The organism is Niallia yueguangensis (genome assembly GCF_052663115.1).
The window spans coordinates 102,024-120,366 of the sequence record NZ_JBQTCX010000009.1 but is presented as its reverse complement, the minus strand read 5'-3'; the positions used below and the strand labels follow the sequence as shown (position 1 = coordinate 120,366).

At 36.4% G+C, this 18,343-nt stretch carries 13 protein-coding genes; all 13 read left to right on the top strand.

The features are described from left to right. A complete protein-coding gene (gene recG, locus ACTYA4_RS10500; protein ID WP_443481509.1) occupies positions 1-2,049 on the top strand; it encodes an ATP-dependent DNA helicase RecG in 2,049 nt (682 codons plus the stop codon). A gap of 92 nt (positions 2,050-2,141) precedes the next feature. Then, positions 2,142-2,729 (top strand): transcription factor FapR, encoded by a 588-nt coding sequence (gene fapR / locus ACTYA4_RS10495; RefSeq protein WP_443481449.1) that lies wholly within the window; start codon positions 2,142-2,144, stop codon positions 2,727-2,729. Then, positions 2,726-3,718: a phosphate acyltransferase PlsX gene (gene plsX, locus ACTYA4_RS10490; protein ID WP_443481448.1), complete on the top strand. Its 993-nt coding sequence runs from the start codon at positions 2,726-2,728 to the stop codon at positions 3,716-3,718. Before fapR ends, plsX begins: the two co-directional genes overlap by 4 nt. A 221-nt stretch (positions 3,719-3,939) precedes the next feature. Then, entirely contained in the window at positions 3,940-4,884 is a 945-nt protein-coding gene (fabD, locus tag ACTYA4_RS10485) for an ACP S-malonyltransferase (RefSeq protein WP_443481447.1), read from the top strand. Positions 4,885-4,886: 2 nt separating this feature from the next. Then, complete coding sequence (gene fabG / locus ACTYA4_RS10480) at positions 4,887-5,630, top strand: 3-oxoacyl-[acyl-carrier-protein] reductase (protein ID WP_443481446.1); 744 nt, start codon at positions 4,887-4,889, stop codon at positions 5,628-5,630. A 265-nt stretch (positions 5,631-5,895) separates the two neighbouring features. Then, positions 5,896-6,126 carry an acyl carrier protein gene (locus tag ACTYA4_RS10475; RefSeq protein WP_101175522.1) on the top strand — a complete coding sequence of 77 codons (231 nt, stop codon included), beginning with the start codon at positions 5,896-5,898 and terminating at the stop codon, positions 6,124-6,126. A gap of 382 nt (positions 6,127-6,508) precedes the next feature. Beyond that, positions 6,509-7,306 carry a ribonuclease III gene (gene rnc / locus ACTYA4_RS10470; RefSeq protein WP_443481445.1) on the top strand — a complete coding sequence of 266 codons (798 nt, stop codon included), beginning with the start codon at positions 6,509-6,511 and terminating at the stop codon, positions 7,304-7,306. 167 nt (positions 7,307-7,473) lie between these two features. Then, positions 7,474-11,040, top strand: a complete 3,567-nt coding sequence (gene smc / locus ACTYA4_RS10465) for a chromosome segregation protein SMC (RefSeq protein WP_443481444.1) — start codon at positions 7,474-7,476, stop codon at positions 11,038-11,040. A 308-nt stretch (positions 11,041-11,348) separates the two neighbouring features. Then, positions 11,349-12,338 (top strand): signal recognition particle-docking protein FtsY, encoded by a 990-nt coding sequence (gene ftsY / locus ACTYA4_RS10460; RefSeq protein WP_443481443.1) that lies wholly within the window; start codon positions 11,349-11,351, stop codon positions 12,336-12,338. 254 nt (positions 12,339-12,592) lie between these two features. Beyond that, positions 12,593-14,947 (top strand): DUF8725 domain-containing protein, encoded by a 2,355-nt coding sequence (locus tag ACTYA4_RS10455; RefSeq protein WP_443481442.1) that lies wholly within the window; start codon positions 12,593-12,595, stop codon positions 14,945-14,947. Continuing rightward, complete coding sequence (locus ACTYA4_RS10450) at positions 14,944-15,876, top strand: ABC transporter ATP-binding protein (protein WP_443481441.1); 933 nt, start codon at positions 14,944-14,946, stop codon at positions 15,874-15,876. Before ACTYA4_RS10455 ends, ACTYA4_RS10450 begins: the two co-directional genes overlap by 4 nt. After that, positions 15,873-16,715, top strand: coding sequence for an ABC transporter permease (locus tag ACTYA4_RS10445; RefSeq protein WP_443481440.1), 843 nt, complete (start codon positions 15,873-15,875; stop codon positions 16,713-16,715). Before ACTYA4_RS10450 ends, ACTYA4_RS10445 begins: the two co-directional genes overlap by 4 nt. 17 nt (positions 16,716-16,732) lie before the next feature. Continuing rightward, a complete protein-coding gene (locus ACTYA4_RS10440) occupies positions 16,733-18,340 on the top strand; it encodes a DUF8809 domain-containing protein (protein WP_443481439.1) in 1,608 nt (535 codons plus the stop codon). Positions 18,341-18,343: the final 3 nt, after the last annotated feature.

The window sequence follows — 18,343 nt, the reverse complement described above, 5'->3', positions numbered from 1 at the left end:
GTGAACGAAGTATTGCATCAATCACTAGATCATATTAAAGGAATTGGCTCCGAAACAAAAAAACAACTGGAAGAGATGAATATTCGTACTATTTATGATTTGCTGGAATACTTCCCCTATCGTTATGAAGACTATCGGCTCCGCAACTTAGAGGAAATCAAACATGAAGAGAAAGTGACGGTAGAAGGGAAGGTTCATAGTGAACCGTCCCTTGTTTATTACGGAAAAAAAAGATCAAGATTAACGATTAAATTATTAGTAGAGAATTATTTAATCAGCGTTGTATTTTTTAACCAGCCTTATTTAAAAAGCAAATTAGCAGCAAATCAACTTGTTACAGTTACAGGGAAATGGGATCAGCATCGTCAGACTATAACAGCAAACGAGATGCAAATTGGCAGCAACCAAAAAGCACAAGATTTTGAACCAGTATATGCAGTAAAAGGAAATGTTAAGGTTAAAGGGTTGAGAAAGTTTATTTCGATAGCTCTAGACCAATATGATAACAAAATAGAAGAAATATTTCCAAGCTCCATATTAACAAAATACCGACTTCTTCCTAGAAAAGAAGCTCTTCGCACGATTCATTTTCCCGCTAGCAGAGAAGAGTTAAAACAGGCGAGGCGACGCTTTGTTTATGAAGAATTTTTACTGTTTCAGTTAAAAATGCAGGCGCTGAGAAAATATGAGCGGGAACACTCACAAGGGATCGAGCAGCATTATCAATTGGATTCATTAAAAGAATTTATTCATCAATTGCCATTTCCGTTAACGAATGCGCAAAAAAGAGTAGTAAATGAAATCTTAAAAGATATGAAAAGTCCTTTTCGAATGAATCGCCTTTTACAAGGAGATGTTGGTTCAGGGAAAACGGTAGTTGCAGCAATTGTTCTCTATGCGACTATTCTTTCAGGCTATCAAGGGGCATTGATGGTGCCAACAGAAATTTTAGCGGAACAGCATGCAGATTCGCTGCAAAAAATGTTTGAGCCTTTTGGCGTTTCATGTGCATTGCTTACAAGCTCAGTGAAAGGGAAAAAAAGAAAAGCATTATTGCAGGAATTAAAAGAAGGAACGATTCATGTATTAATTGGTACACATGCTCTTATTCAAGAGGATGTGGAATTTCAATCATTAGGGTTAGTTATCACAGATGAGCAGCATCGTTTTGGGGTGAATCAAAGAAGGGTGTTGCGGGAAAAAGGGGAAAACCCGGATGTGCTGTTTATGACAGCAACTCCTATTCCAAGAACGCTTGCAATCACAGTGTTTGGCGAGATGGATGTCAGCATCATTGATGAAATGCCTGCAGGAAGAAAAAGTATTGAAACGTATTGGGCTAAACACGATATGTTAACACGAATTCTGCAATTTATGGAAAAAGAACTTTCTCAAGGTCGACAAAGTTATGTTATTTGTCCTCTTATTGAAGAGTCAGAAAAATTAGATGTTCAAAATGCGTTGGATGTACATAGCACCCTTTCTACCTTCTTTCAAAATCGCTACAAAGTTGGATTAATGCATGGAAAACTTCCCCCTGATGAAAAGGATGACATCATGAAAAAGTTCAGCAGCAATACGATTCAAATTCTTGTCAGTACAACCGTAGTAGAAGTGGGGGTAAATGTGCCAAATGCAACGTTTATGTTAATTTATGATGCAGAAAGATTTGGCTTATCTCAGCTTCATCAGCTTCGGGGACGTGTAGGCCGTGGAGACGCACAGTCATACTGTGTATTAATGGCAGATCCGAAAACAGATGTCGGCAAAGAAAGAATGAAAATAATGACCGAAACAAATGATGGTTTTGTCCTTAGTGAAAAAGATTTAGAACTACGAGGACCAGGTGATTTTTTCGGCAAAAAGCAAAGTGGGCTGCCAGAATTTAAGATGGCAGATATGGTTCACGATTATCGAACATTAGAAACTGCCAGAAATGATGCAGCGATGCTCATTCAGTCAACCGCTTTTTGGGAAGGGACAGAATATAAGCATTTGCGAGATTTGTTAACCGAAACAGGCGTGTTTTCTGGTGAGAAATTAGATTAAATAAAAAAAGGTAGATGCTAACTTGCAATCTACCTTTTTTAATTATATACTACTATTAGTACCTAGTCTTAATATCATGGACGGTGTTGCAAATGAGAAGAAATAAAAAGGAACGCCAACTGTTGTTGGTGAAGACAATTAAAGACACTCCTTTTATTACAGATGAAGATTTAGCAGAAAAATTCTCTGTTAGTGTGCAAACCATTCGTCTTGATCGTTTGGAATTATCGATTCCTGAATTAAGAGAACGGATAAAAAATGTTGCAGAAAAAACATTTGATGACGAAGTAAAGTCGTTGCCACTAGAAGAAGTAATTGGCGAAATCATTGATATGGAACTGGATAAATCTGCAATTTCCATATTTGAAGTAAATGAAGAACATGTTTTTAAACGTAACGGCATAGCGAGAGGACACTATTTATTTGCACAAGCCAACTCATTGGCAGTTGCATTAATTAATGTGGATGTTGCGCTTACAGCTAAAGCAAATATTCAATTTACACGATCTGTTAAAATAGGAGAAAGAATTATAGCAAAAGCGAAAGTGGTTCATATAGATACAGAGCATGGCAGAACCTTTGTGGAAGTAAATAGCTTTGTTAATTCAGAACTAGTTTTTAAAGGCGAGTTTGAAATGTATCGGGCAAAAAATAACGGTAAACAGGAGATACAAATATGAAAATTGCAATTGATGCAATGGGTGGGGATCACGCACCAAAGGAAATAGTTTTAGGCGCAGAAAAAGCGATTCAAGCTTTTAGTGATGTGGAGCTTATCCTTATTGGGGACGAAAAGCAGATCCAATCCTACTTAACAACGAACGAAAGAATTAAAATTATCCATACAGAGGAAAAAATTCTTGCAACAGACGAACCGGTACGTGCTGTACGCAAAAAAAAGAATGCCAGTATGGTACTTGGTGCCAACCAAGTAAAAGAAGGAAAAGCAGATGCGTTTATTTCTGCCGGAAACACAGGCGCCTTAATGGCGGCAGGATTATTTATTGTTGGAAGAATTGACGGCATTGAGCGGCCCGCCCTTTCCCCTACTTTGCCGACTATTGCTGGTGATGGTTTTCTTTTATTAGATGTTGGAGCAAATGTGGATGCAAAACCGATTCATTTAGAACAATACGCGATGATGGGCAGCATTTATACAGAAAAGGTTCTTGGCATAAAAAATCCAAGAGTAGGGTTGTTGAATATTGGCTCGGAAGACACAAAGGGAAATGAACTAACAAAAAAAACGTTTGAACTTTTACAGCAAAACAACAATATTCATTTTATCGGAAACGTGGAAGCAAGAGATTTATTAGACGGGGTTTGTGACGTCGTGGTTACAGACGGATTTACCGGAAATATGGTATTAAAAACAATTGAAGGAACAGCATTATCGATATTTAAAATGTTGAAAGCTGCCCTTACAAGCAATTTAAAAACTAAACTTGCTGCAGGCATTTTAAAGCCAAATTTAAAAGAGCTCCGCAATAAACTCGATTACTCGGAATATGGAGGCGCTGCACTATTTGGTTTGAATGCGCCTGTTATTAAAGCTCATGGCTCTTCTGATAGCAATGCGATATATAATGCGATTAGGCAGGCGAGAGAAGTCGTGCAATCTGAAGTAATTGATACGATTAAAGCAACGATTGAAACAACAAAAGTATAGTAGAGGTTGTTCAAAAAGGCACTAAACTAAAGCTTCTAATCTCTTCGTTGGCTTGCTTCTAATTTGTTACCTTTTTGAACACGGACTAGTGGCAGAATTTAGAGAAAGTTCCATTTTTAAGTTTTCATGACTAATCGAAAGAGTTTTCTTTTGACCGTGAGCAACAAAAAAGGTGGTAAATTGTCTATAGTTTGCATATTTATGAAAGGATGATTTTTTTTATGGGTAAAATTGCGTTTGTTTTTCCAGGTCAAGGTTCCCAAACAGTAGGGATGGGAAAAGAATTAGCAGAGAATTTTGCTAAAGCTGCATCCCTTTATAAAACAGCAGATGAAAAGCTTGGTTTTCCATTAAGCAAGCTGATTTTTGAAGGGCCTAAAGAAGAATTAACATTAACATATAATACACAGCCAGCACTATTAACAACAAGTATTGCTTTATTAGAACATTTTAAACAATTTGGCATAGAAGCAGACTATGTTGCTGGACATAGTTTAGGAGAGTACTCTGCGCTTGTAGCAAGTGGTGTATTAGCATTTGAAGATGCTGTTTATGCAGTTCGCAAACGCGGTGAATATATGCAAGAAGCGGTACCTTCAGGTCAAGGTGCAATGGCTGCTATATTAGGTTTAGACAGAAACATTCTTACAGAAGTAACGGAAGCTGTTACAAATGAAGGAAATGCAGTGCAGCTGGCAAATTTAAATTGCCCAGGACAAATTGTTATTTCTGGTACAGCAAAAGGAATCGAACTTGCATGTGAAAAGGCAAAAGAAGCTGGTGCTAAACGAGCAATTCCTTTAGAAGTGAGCGGACCGTTTCATTCGGAATTAATGAAGCCTGCAGCAGTTAAATTTTCTAAGATTTTAGATGATGTTAATATGAACGATGCAAAAGTGCCGGTTTTTGCAAATGTAACGGCTGCTCCGGTTGAAAACAAGGAAACGATTCAGCAGCTTTTAATCGAACAATTATATTCCTCGGTCTTATGGGAAGATTCTGTTAACAAGATGATGGAATTAGGGGTAGATACCTTTATTGAAATCGGCCCAGGTAAAGTATTGGCAGGATTAGTGAAAAAAATAAATCGGAAAGCACAAATTTTCTCAATTTATGATGAAGAAACGAGTAAATCAGTTGCAGATGCATTAAAGGGGGAGAATTAACCATGAAATTAGCAGGGAAAACAGCTTTAGTAACAGGTGCTTCAAGAGGCATAGGAAAGTCCATTGCACTAGAGCTTGCAAAACAAGGAGCAAACATTGCCGTAAACTTTGCTGGAAGTGTAGATCGTGCGAACGAAGTCGTTCAAGAAATAAAAAACTTAGGCAGAGAAGCTATTGCTATTCAATGTGATGTATCAAATGGTGATGCAGTAGCAGATATGATCAAACAAACGCTGGATGCTTTTGGCGCGATTGATATTTTAGTGAATAATGCTGGCATCACAAAAGATAATTTATTAATGCGTATGAAGGAATCAGAATGGGATGATGTTATTAATACGAATCTGAAAGGCGTATTTCTTTGCACAAAAGCTGTTACACGCCCGATGATGAAGCAAAGAAAAGGTCGTATTATTAATATCACATCGATAGTTGGTGTGACAGGCAATCCTGGTCAAGCAAACTATGTTGCCGCTAAAGCAGGTGTAATTGGCTTTACAAAAACAACTGCAAAAGAGCTGGCACAAAGAAATATTACCGTTAATGCGATTGCACCAGGATTTATTACAACTGATATGACAGATAAATTAACAGATGATGTAAAAGAAGCCATGCTAAGCCAAATTCCATTAGGAGCATTCGGAAAGCCGGAGGATATTGCTAATGCAGTTGTTTTCTTAGCATCTGATGAAAGCAGTTATATGACTGGCCAGACATTGCATATAGATGGTGGTATGTATATGTAAGCATGCAGATAAAAGAGTATTTTAGAAGATAAGAATGCATAATTTTTGAAGTTTGATGGATGTCTAGCTTCAGCACCTAGCCCCTGTGAAAAATAACCCTATGCCTCTAAATGTAAAAAACACTTTCGAGTCAAATGAACATTTTTCTTCGGGGCTTAGCAAGGTGCCTACACTTTTCTTATTATTTTTAAGTAAACGGTAAAAAAGAGCATTTATTATTTGAGTAAAATACTCTATAATGCATTTGAGAGGAGGTGAAAAGAAAATGGCAGATGTATTAGAACGTGTAACAAAAATCGTTGTTGATCGTCTTGGTGTAGAAGAATCAGAAGTAACACTTGAGGCTTCATTTAAAGATGATTTAGGTGCAGACTCTCTAGATGTAGTAGAACTTGTTATGGAATTAGAAGATGAGTTCGATATGGAGATCTCTGACGACGACGCTGAAAAGATTGCTACAGTAGGTGATGCTGTTAATTACATAAGTAATCGATAAGTCGCAAACTTTAAAGCTCCGTTTATAGCGGAGCTTTAAGAGTATTGACAGACTCATTTTTGCAGGAACTTCAGGCTGATTGAAAACGTTTGTCTTTCGAGGCGTGAAGCCTTAGGAGGAGCGGAATTACCGTGGTTTGGTAATGAGCATCTGAGTAAGGCGAACAACGAAGAAAGCGAGCGTTTGTCGACAGCCTGAGAGCTCCGTTTATAGCGGAGCTTTCAGTGTAGTGTTGAGACTGTCGCAAAAGGGATATGTATCCTTTGTCAGAGAGATGGTAGACACTTGGAAAGAAAAAACTTTCCAAGTTTCTTTGCGTTTTTTATCTATTTTACTTAAACTTAAAATGGATATGTAAACTTAGGGCTAAGGTGGAGGCAAAATGCGAGGCAACGGAAAAGAAAAAAGAATGATTCGTCCAAACGATAAAAAAATAAAAGAGTTACAACAACAAATTGGTATTCCATTTAATAATGAAAAACTGTTAAAACAAGCTTTTACCCATTCATCATATGTGAATGAGCATCGTAGAAAGCCGCATGAAGATAACGAAAGACTTGAATTTCTAGGGGATGCAGTGTTAGAACTGACTGTTTCACAATTCCTTTTTAAAAAATATCCAATGATGAGCGAAGGAGAATTAACGAAATTACGAGCGGCTATTGTATGTGAACCTTCTCTCGTTACCTTTGCAAACGAATTATCATTTGGCAGTTTTGTGCTGTTAGGAAAAGGGGAAGAAATGACCGGAGGCAGAACAAGACCTGCTTTACTTGCTGATGTTTTTGAAGCATTTATTGGTTCCCTTTATTTAGATCAAGGAATTGAGGTAGTTGTAAATTTTCTAGAAAAAGTAATATTTCCGAAAATAAATGCCGGTGCTTTTTCTCATGTGATGGATTTTAAAAGCCAGCTGCAAGAATATATACAAAGAGACGCTTTTGGAACGTTAGAATACCGAATACTATCAGAAAAGGGGCCAGCACATAATAGAGAATTTGTTTCTCAAGTGTTCTTAAACAGTAAAGAACTGGGTACAGGGAGTGGACGTTCCAAAAAAGAAGCAGAACAACACGCTGCTCAAATGGCTTTGTCGATGCTAAAAACGGAAAGTCCTATTAAAACAAATGTAGCAAACAATATGCAAACATATAGAACAGAGAAAGATAAACAACAGTAATTCTTATTCACCATACAAAACATCAGGAAAAAACAATTAGTGAGTGTTCAAAAAGGGGGATAATAAAAGCGGAAAAGGTCGAGGTGCGGAAGTAATGTATAGATTCGACGGTTAGGCTTCCCGGACTTTTTGAATAACCTCATATAGAAGAACCGGGGGTGAGGAAGATGTTTTTAAAACGGTTAGATGTGATTGGATTTAAATCTTTTGCAGATCGAATTTCTGTCGATTTTGTCCCAGGAGTAACAGCAGTAGTCGGTCCGAACGGGAGTGGAAAAAGTAACATAACCGATGCGATTCGCTGGGTTCTAGGGGAACAATCAGCTAAATCTCTTCGTGGCAGTAAAATGGAGGATGTTATTTTTGCAGGAAGTGATACAAGAAATGCTGTAAACTTTGCAGAGGTTACTTTAACATTAGAAAACGACGATAATTTTCTGCCGCTGGATTTTCATGAAGTGAGTGTAACAAGAAGAGTTTATCGTTCAGGAGAAAGTGAATTCCTTATTAATAAACAAAATTGCCGATTAAAAGATATTATCGATTTATTTATGGATTCTGGTTTAGGAAGAGAAGCGTTTTCCATTATCAGTCAAGGGAAAGTGGAAGAAATCTTAAACAGTAAAGCAGAAGAACGCCGATCCATTTTTGAAGAAGCGGCAGGTGTATTAAAATATAAAACAAGAAAAAAGAAGGCCGAAAGCAAACTTGTTGAAACACAAGAAAATTTAAATCGTGTCCATGATATTCTTTTTGAATTAGAAGGGCAAGTAGAACCATTAAAAATTCAAAGCTCGATAGCAAAAGACTATTTAGAGCAAAAAGAAAACCTAGAACAAATTGAAGTAGCATTAATGGTTTATGATATTGAGGAAGCTCATAAAAAATACGAACAAATCTCTAAACAGGTAACCAATTATAAAGCAGAAGAATTAAAGCTATCTTCCCTTTTACAAGGAAAAGAAGCAAAGATGGAAGAAACGAAAAACTATCTTTCTGCATTAGATGAATCAATAGACAATCTTCAGCAAGTACTGCTAGCAGTAAGTGAAGAGTTGGAGAAATTAGAAGGAAAAAAAGAAGTTTTAAAAGAAAGAAAAAAAAATGCTGCCCAGAACCGAGAGCAGTTGGAAAAAAATAAACAAGAGCTAGAAGCAAGAATAAAGGATGTAACAGTTGAAATAAGCAAGCAGCAACAGGCAGTTAAACAGCTGCAATCAGAAGCACAACAGATAGAGGCGTGTTTAAAGAAAAATGAACAAGATTTGCAGCTGTTAAATGAAAATTTAGAAGAAAAGATTGAAACGTTAAAAAGTGATTATATAGAGCTATTAAATGAGCAGGCTGCGGCAAATAATGAAATAAACTATATAAATCAACAGTTAGAAAATCAAGATCGACGAACAACGCAGCTGGAAGCGGATAATGCAAAACATACAAATGAAAGACAACAAATACTTGAAAAAAAGCAGGAAATGATCCAGAAATCAACTCAGCTTGCCGATGAACTTGAAACGATTAATGAATCGTTGGCAGTGAAACAAGCAGCAGTTGAGGATTTGGTAAACAAACTGCAAAAATTGGAAAAGTCGCTGTATCAGTCGTATCAATTTATTCAGCAGGCAAAGTCGCGTAAAGAAATGCTAGAGGATTTAGAAGATGATTATGCCGGTTTTTTCCAAGGTGTAAAAGAAGTATTAAAAGCAAGAGGAAAGTCGTTAAATGGCATTCATGGAGCGGTTGCTGAATTAATGCATGTCCCAAAAAAATACAGTGTAAGCATGGAAATTGCTCTTGGTGGAAGCATGCAGCATCTTGTTGTCGAAACAGAACAAAATGGACGCGAGGCTATTGCTTATTTAAAGAAGCATGCATTTGGACGGGCAACTTTTTTGCCAATGAATGTTATTAAAGGGAAAACATTAGCTGATTCCCAGCTTCGACTTATTCAAAATCACCCTGCTTTTATTGGCATTGCAGCAAATCTTATTCGTTATGATTCTCCCTACCATGATATTATGCACAATTTATTAGGGAATGTTATTATTACAAAAGATTTAAAAGGTGCCAATGAGATGGCAAAGCTTTTGAACTATCGATCCCGCTTTGTAACGTTAGAAGGGGAAATTGTCAATCCAGGCGGTTCCATGACAGGTGGTGCCATAAAACAAAAGACTGCGTCGATTCTAACACGTAAAGGGGAGTTAGAAGATTTAAAGGCGAAGATTTTTGAAATGGAAAAAACATCCCTTAAATTAGAGGATCAACTAAAAAAAGGGAAAGGCACGTTGCATACAGAGGCATCCAGTTTAGAAAAAATTCAAGACCATGCAGAGGATCTTCGTTTTCAATTGCAATTATGTAAAGATAATTTAAAAGAAATAGAGTTCGAAGAAAGAACAATGAATGAAAAATTATCTTTGTATGATCGTAATAAAGCTGATTTTGTTCAAGAAAATCAAACATTGCAAAACAGACAACAGGAGTTAAAACAATCATTAGAAACACAAAAGCAAAAGATATCGGACTTGGATCATGACATAACAGTTTTAACAGATAAAAAAAATAAACAAAGCTTATCGAAAGAAACGGTTGTCCATGAAATGGGAGAATTGCGCGTTCAATATGCAAGCAAAAAACAGCAGTTAACCCATGCGGAAGAAAAGCTTTCCATACTAACAATAGAATTAAAAGAGAAGGAAGAAAACTGGACGAATGTAAAAGAAGATTTAGAGCTGCTTTCATCCGAGATGACATCAAGCCATTCGGGAGAAGAATATTTAGAGAATGAAGCGGCACAAAAGCTAAAAGAAAAAAAGGAAACAACGAAGCTTATTTCGCAAAGACGGGAAGAACGTCTGCAACTACAAATGACAGAAGAAGATTTAGAGCTGGATATTAAGGAACATCGCCGGATTCATCGCGGAATGGTTCAAGCATTAAATGATGAAGAAATCAGGCTGAACCGGACAGACGTGGAGCTTGACACAAGACTTTCAAACCTTCAGGAAGAATATATGATGACATTTGAAGGAGCAAAAGCAGAGTATCCAATGACGATACAAGTGGAAGACGCACGCAAACAAGTAAAGCTAATAAAATTGGCAATTGAAGAAATGGGCACGGTCAATTTAGGAGCGATTGAAGAGTATGAACGAATTTCAGAGCGTTATAACTTTTTAATCGAGCAAAAAACAGATTTAGAAAATGCCAAAGATACTTTATTCCAAGTGATTGATGAAATGGACACTGAAATGAAAAAAAGATTTGAACAAACATTTACAGGAATAAAGACTCATTTCGAACCGGTCTTTCAAGCGTTATTTGGTGGAGGACGTGCAGATTTACGCTTAACGAATCCTGATGATCTATTAAATACTGGAGTTGAAATTGTGGCACAGCCCCCTGGGAAGAAACTGCAAAACCTTGGGCTTTTATCTGGCGGTGAAAGAGCATTAACAGCCATTGCCCTATTATTTTCGATTTTAAAGGTGCGCCCGGTGCCATTTTGTATTTTAGATGAAGTAGAAGCGGCATTAGATGAAGCGAATGTATTTCGATTCAGTTCGTACTTAAAATCATATAGCAGTGAAACCCAGTTCATTGTTATCACCCATCGAAAAGGCACAATGGAAGGAGCAGATGTTCTTTATGGTGTCACCATGCAGGAATCTGGTGTTTCCAAATTAGTATCGGTAAAGTTAAGCGAAATGGACAGCCTTGTAGCTAATTAATCAAACAAGGCGGCTTACGCAGTTCTTAAATGATTGGCTATGTTAATAAAGCTAATTGTTGATTTTGGCACTATGTTGATTGGAGTGGAAGGCGTGAGACTCCTGCGGGAAAAGCGAGTCAGAGGGAGACCCCACAGGCGCACAGCGCCGAGGAGGCTCCCGGACCGCCCGCGGAAAGCGAACGCCTGGAACGGAAATCAACAACAGGCAAGTTTAACAGAGCCAAAAGATAAGAAGTATAAAATTTTTAACTTAGATGAGTGTCTAGCTCCAGCGCCTGCGCTTCTCTAATGAAAGAAGGGAAATATATGAGCTTTTTTAAAAAATTAAAAGAAAAAATGACCCAGCAAACAACTGCGGTATCAGAAAAGTTTAAAGAAGGATTGTCTAAAACAAGAAATAATTTTTCAGAAAAAGTAAATGATCTTGTTTCACGATATCGAAAAGTCGATGAAGATTTCTTCGAAGAGTTGGAAGAAATTTTAATTGGTGCCGATGTTGGATTTGACACCGTTATGGAGTTAATTGATGAATTAAAAAAAGAAGTAAAACGAAGAAATATTCAAGATCCAAAAGAAGTACAGGCCGTTATTTCTGAGAAGCTAATTGCAATTTATGAAAATGGAGATGATTCTTCTTCGACAATAAATGTGCAAGAGAATGGATTGACCGTTATTCTTTTTGTTGGCGTTAATGGCGTTGGGAAAACGACTACCATTGGAAAATTAGCTCATTATTATCAGTCAGAAGGAAAAAAGGTATTATTAGCTGCAGGAGATACATTCCGAGCTGGAGCAATTGAGCAGCTGGAAGTTTGGGGAGAACGTGTAGGCGTTGACGTAATAAAGCAAGTAGCAGGATCTGATCCTGCCGCGGTAATGTATGATGCCGTGCATGCTGCGAAGTCTCGTAATGCAGATATTCTTTTATGTGATACGGCCGGCCGCTTGCAAAATAAAGTGAATTTAATGAATGAATTGGCAAAAGTGAAAAAAGTGATTGAGAGAGAAATTCCAGGAGCACCCCATGAGGTACTATTAGTATTGGATGCAACAACGGGACAAAATGCGTTAGTGCAGGCAAAAACATTTAAAGAGGCAACTAATGTTAGTGGAATTGTGTTAACGAAATTAGATGGGACAGCAAAAGGCGGCATCGTTTTAGCTATCCGCAATGAATTAAATATTCCTGTTAAATTAGTTGGTTTAGGAGAAAAGATGGACGATTTACAACCATTTGATCCAGAAAAATATGTGTACGGTTTATTTTCTAATTTAGTGGAAGAAGCCGAAGAATAAAGAAAAAGCTGATTACAAAATGTAATCAGCTTTTTTAGTATGCTCATTTCGATACAAAAAATCTATTCTATATAAATTCCTTTTTTTAGTTGAATATTATGATTATTTACAATAAGGTTAAACAGAGTGTAAAAATACCAGTTAATAAAAAAATCTACAAAAAAATGAAAAAAAGTGTAGGGGAATCGACACTTACGATCGTTTATTAAGTGGTTGAAAAAAATTTACCGATTATTATATGGAATGGAGGATGAATGTTGAAGACCTCAAAAAAGGCAATCATCGTTTTAGTGTTAATTTGGTTATTATTTTCCGTTACAGAAAGAGAGGCTTTTGCAAAAAAAATAGCAAGTGATTTAAAAATTACGACAGAAGCAGGTTTTGACGGAAAAATAGGAGAAGGAAAAGGCTACCCGCTTACAATTACAGTTGAAAATACGGGAAAAGCGTTTAAAGGGGATTTATTATTACCGAATTCTCCATCATATGAGATGGGAGGAAGCAAAGTATTAGCAATTGATGTACCTGCCAATAGTCAAAAAACTTATACCATTTCTCTTTCTGGTTTAAATACAGAAAATAGCAACAATGCGATCCGATTGTATAAAGGGAATTGGCAGGACGGTGTCCAAGCGAGTTTTACTGGTGTAAAAAATATAAAAGCGAATTTTATTACAGACTATACACTCGGAATTTTAAGTGAACAATACGATCAATACAAAAGCTTGCGGGATTTGCCCAGTAATTCTGTTAAAACCGTAGAACTGACAAAAGAAAAGATGCCAGACAGCTCCATTGGTTTAGAAGCGATTAATTACTTATTAGCTGACGACTTTTCTCTGTCAGAATTAAGTGAATTACAGCAAAAGTCTATACATGATTGGATAGTAAAAGGCGGAATATTGATTACGGGCAGTAAGCCTAATAGTGAACAAGATTATGGTGATCTTCATTCTTTGCTGCCATTAAAAGCCAGCAAAGAAACGACTATTTCAAGCACTGCTATACATAGTGGCAACAATGGAAATGTAAAAGATTTTTCTATTTCTTCATATGAAACAACCCTTACTGATGGAAGTGAAGTGATTTCCAAAAGTAAAAATACACCAATTATTGCGAAAAAAAAGGTTGGAAATGGCTTGATCATCCAAACTGCTTTTTCACTTCATGATCCTAATTTGCTGACTTCGGATATGTATGCCAATTGGTTTGAACAGTTGTTGTTTTCGCAAAATACGCAAACGTTAAATAGTCAGCAATACTCAAGTGGTTTTTGGAGTGATTTATACTATTCTTTTTTTGAATCAAATGAGTATTTTAAAAGCTCGAACTTTTCAATTTTGTTGATCATTGGCATTTTGCTTAGTTATTTGATTGTGGTTGTTCCAGTGCTGTATTTTGTTTTAAAGAAAAAAGATAAAAGAGAATATGCTTGGTGGATTATACCTAGTATTGCTATTTTGCTGTCAGCAGGTTTGTTTATCGTTGGAGCAAAGGATCGCATTAAATCTTCTCAATTTAATGAAATGGGGATGTTTAAATATGAAAATAATTATTTAACAGGATATTATGCTACCACTTTATTAAGTAAAAATGCTGGAGATTATACGCTTGACTTTAAAAGTTCTGAATATACGCCAATTCCTTTTGCAGGTTATTCCAACTATAAAAAAGAATCGGTAACAACAGAAAAACGACAAATGAGTGAAATACATTTTACTGATGTTGAATATTGGTCTAATCGAACAATGGTTGGAAACGCTATAAAGCAATTAAAAGGCGGATTTGAACCAAACTTAAATAGTGCAGAAAAAACAATAACAGGAACGATTAAAAATAATTTCCCGTATAATTTTTCCGCTGTTTATATTTGGTCTGGAAAAGACAAAATTAAAATCGGCAGTTTAAAAGCAGGAGAAACAAAAAATATTAATGCAGCAAAAAATGAACCATACTTTTCTGCACCAATTGATCAAAATTCTCATGGATATTATCTTGGAAGCTATAAAGGTAAAGATTTAACGGAATTTCGTGCGAAAGTACTTGAAAATGCTGTTGCACAAAATCAATGGATAGAAATGAACGAAGGAAGTAAACCGATTATTTATGGGATAACAGAGGATGAAATTATCTCTGTTAATCTAGTAGATGATCAGGTGAAAAAGAACAAAACAAGCATCATTATGCAACCTATTTCATTGGGTAATCATTTTTCAGGCAAATTTACTTTTACAGAGCAAAACCTTGATAAAAAAATTACCATTATGAAAGGTGCGATATATAGCAAATCAGTTATCCATGATTTATTGGTAGAAACGGGTGAATACGCATATAATCTCCAAGTTCCGAATTCTTTTGATCTGAATAAAATGTCTTTTCAGTCATTGGACATTCAAGGGCAAAGAGCAGCAGGAGCTGAATTTACGATTTATAATAACGAAACAAAAAAATATGAAGGCATAAACGGTTCGTTTATTGCGAATAAAGAGAAAGTTGGTCAGTATATATCAGTTAAAGGTTCGATTATGATTCGGATTAAAAAGATGTCGAGTGGAGATCCTTACGTATCAATGCCGCCTATTAAGCTAAAAGGAGAGGTAAAAGAATGATAGAGATTCATGATCTTTCCAAAAATTACGGAAAGTTTACTGCGTTGCACCCTTTAAATTTAACGATAGACAAAGGAACAGTATTTGGTTTTGTTGGACAAAATGGAGCAGGCAAATCAACGACATTTTCTATGTTGTCTACCTTATTGGCCCCAACTTCTGGCACTGCCTATATAAATGGCTTTAACATTATCGAGGAGCCAAAAGAAGTACGCAAACAACTTGGATATATGCCGGATTTTTTTGGTGTATATGATCAATTAAAAGCAGAGGAATATTTGGATTTTTATGGAGCAAGCTATGGCATCAGTGCGGTAGAGCGTCAAAAATTAATCCCTCAGCTGTTAGAATTAGTGAATTTATCTCATAAAAGAGGAGAATATGTTGATTTACTTTCAAGAGGAATGAAGCAGCGTCTTTGTTTAGCACGCAGTCTTATTCATGATCCAGCCGTTCTTATTTTGGATGAACCTGCATCCGGATTAGATCCTAGAGCTCGTGTTGAAATGAGAGAAATATTAAAAGAGTTAAAAAAGATGGGAAAAACGATTATGATTTCTTCTCATATACTGCCTGAATTAGCGGAAATGTGTGATGTGATCGGGATTTTAGATCAAGGCGTCATGGTAGCACAAGGAGCAGTTTCTGATATTCAACAGCAGCTTCAAAGTGAAAAACTAATTACGGTCATCACGTTAGATGTCGAAAAAACGATACATTTTTTAGAAGAAAATTTTCAAGTATCTAAAGTAGAACGTATTGGCGACAATAAAACCGTTCAATTTTTATATAAAGGCAGTGACGAAGAGCAAATGCAGCTCCTAAAAAAGGCAATGTTACTAGATATTCCTATCGTTAGTTTTTCTCAAGCGGAAACGAATTTAGAAGATATCTTTATGGAAATAACAAAGGAGGTTGAATTTTCTTGAAGTCCTTTTTTATGAATCCTGTGTTAAATAAAGAGATTAAATTACGGTTTCGTTCAGGAAAGAGCTTTCTTGGCTTGCTCTTTTATTTGCTTGCACTAAGCATTCTTTTAATCGGTTATATGTATATAGGAATGCTTTCGAATACAAATGGGTTTTTTAAACCTGAAAACAGCCGTGATATGTTTATGTTATTTTCTTTTATCCAACTATGCCTGATATTGTTTATTACTCCAGGGTTAACAGGGGGAGTTATTAGCAGTGAAAGGGAAAGGCAAACGTTAAATATACTTCTTACGACAACACAAAGCAGCATCGGAATTGTGATAGGAAAACTATTGTCTTCCCTTTCTTATTTAGTTCTCTTATTATTTGCTAGTTTGCCTTTGTATAGTTTGGTGTTTTTATATGGAGGCGTTTCTCCTACACAAATTTTTTATACATTTATGTTCTTTTTGTTTACGATGATTGCCATCGGGAGTTTAGGCGTCCTATTTTCTACTTTAATAAGAAAAACGATTGTTTCGATGGTAACCACTTACAGTTCTGTTCTGTTTCTTGCAGGTGGAACTGCTGTAATAGCTTTAATATTGTATCAGCTGGCGATGATAAATGCCCAAGGACATCAAGTTGATTCTCCGTATTTTTATTTTATCGCGATGTTAAATCCAGGTGTTATTTTAGGCGGAATGTTTCAACCAGAGCTGCTTGCTGAAATAAAGGGGCAATCAGGGATAGATTTTCCGATGTGGGTAGCGTATGTTATTTCTTATTCAGTCATAATCATTGCATCGCTTACGATTAGCATCCGTAAACTTAGACCGAATATGAAAAAGGGATAATAAAGTGAGGAATGAAAATGGATAATGAAAAGCAATTTTTATCTTTATTAAAACCGATAAAACGTTCGTTATTGATGGAATTATTAGCAAAAGAACTGCACTTCCTGCTTTTAGAAGCAGGAGGTGTCCTCTTATTCGGTTATCTTTTAGCAAATATATTCGTTATTCCGTTTATTTACTGGTACATTTTTGCATGCTGTGGCGTTATTCTCCTTGTTTTTATCATTCGCTTATGGATGAAATATCCTACTAGCAAACAAGCTGTTGCTTTATTTAATGAGTATGTAGCGGAAGATTATGCGATCACTGCCTTTCATTATTTGCATAGTAATGGTGCAAAGGAACAAGTAGTAGTGCAGCAAGCATTGCAGGAAATGAAAATAAAGCAGTTTCAAGTTTTTCAAAGAAAAAAGAATTACTTTTATCCAAAATTAATGATCCTTGCTTTTTTGTGTTTTGCTTCCTATGCTGTTTTACTGCAATTCCCGTCGTCTGCCTTTCAATTTGGAAAGGAAAAGGAAAAAGAAATAAAAGTAATTGCAAAAACGAAAAAAGAGCTAGATAAAAAAATCACAAAAGAACCAAATAAAAACATTGCTGATACGTTAAAAAAAATCGATAAAGAGTTAAATAAATCAGATACCGTAAAAAAAGCCTTGCATTCGATTGAAAAGGAAACGAAAAAGCTCCAATTAAAAAGCAATAAAGAAATTAATAAAAAAACCGCACTAGAAAACACAGAAAAACAGCTCAAAGATAGCGGCTTAAATTCTTTGGCAGAAGCGCTTGCCCAAAAAAATGCAAAACTTCTAGAAAAAGAATGGAAAGACGCGAACAGGCAGTATAAATCATTAACGGCAGAGCAGAAAAATGCCTTAAATCAACTGTCCGGGTATGATCGGAAACTAACAGAAGAACAGCTTAAACAAATGATGAAGCAAATGGAAGATATGCTGCAGTCAGAAAGCAAGCTTCAGGAATTAGCTTCCGCGCAAAATGAACTAGCTAGTTTGAACCATTATTTGCAGCAGCAAAGTACCGCAAACGGAATTACTACTCCGAACACAAATACAAACACGGCAGCCAATACAAATCCATCGTCCAACACGAATCAAACTGCACAAAACAACACGAATCCGAACGCCAATAATGGAGCCGGAAGAAATAATCCATCTAATCCAAATGGGAATAATGGAAATGGCTCAGAAAACGGGAAAGGTTCTGGCAATGGAAATGGTTCAGGAAGTGGCAACGGGTCAGGCAATGGAAATGGAAATGGAAACGGAAACGGGAGTGGATCGGCTAGTGGTTCAGGTTCAGGAATCGGTGCAGGCGGCTCAGGTGCTAGTTTTGGAACTGGATCAAGAGAATTGTTGTCGATTCCGGATAAAGTGAAAGGGAAACAAAATCAAGAAACAGATACAGGAGTATTAGGCAATGGGAAACAAGGGGAATTATCTGAAGGGAATGGTCCAGTGTTAAAAGGAAATGTGCAGCCATATGACCAAGTGTATGCTGATTATGAGCAATCCTATCGCGAAAGTACAGACAGATATAAGCTCCCGTCTGATCTTGAAGGAATAGTAAAAAATTATTTTAGCACCATTAATCCAAATGAAAAGTAGGGA

Coding starts and splice junctions, on each gene's coding strand:
- fapR (WP_443481449.1), top strand. CDS start 2,142: ATGAGAAGAAATAAAAAGGAACGCCAACTGTTGTTGGTGAAGACAATT.
- plsX (WP_443481448.1), top strand. CDS start 2,726: ATGAAAATTGCAATTGATGCAATGGGTGGGGATCACGCACCAAAGGAA.
- fabD (WP_443481447.1), top strand. CDS start 3,940: ATGGGTAAAATTGCGTTTGTTTTTCCAGGTCAAGGTTCCCAAACAGTA.
- fabG (WP_443481446.1), top strand. CDS start 4,887: ATGAAATTAGCAGGGAAAACAGCTTTAGTAACAGGTGCTTCAAGAGGC.
- ACTYA4_RS10475 (WP_101175522.1), top strand. CDS start 5,896: ATGGCAGATGTATTAGAACGTGTAACAAAAATCGTTGTTGATCGTCTT.
- rnc (WP_443481445.1), top strand. CDS start 6,509: ATGCGAGGCAACGGAAAAGAAAAAAGAATGATTCGTCCAAACGATAAA.
- smc (WP_443481444.1), top strand. CDS start 7,474: ATGTTTTTAAAACGGTTAGATGTGATTGGATTTAAATCTTTTGCAGAT.
- ftsY (WP_443481443.1), top strand. CDS start 11,349: ATGAGCTTTTTTAAAAAATTAAAAGAAAAAATGACCCAGCAAACAACT.
- ACTYA4_RS10455 (WP_443481442.1), top strand. CDS start 12,593: ATGTTGAAGACCTCAAAAAAGGCAATCATCGTTTTAGTGTTAATTTGG.
- ACTYA4_RS10450 (WP_443481441.1), top strand. CDS start 14,944: ATGATAGAGATTCATGATCTTTCCAAAAATTACGGAAAGTTTACTGCG.
- ACTYA4_RS10440 (WP_443481439.1), top strand. CDS start 16,733: ATGGATAATGAAAAGCAATTTTTATCTTTATTAAAACCGATAAAACGT.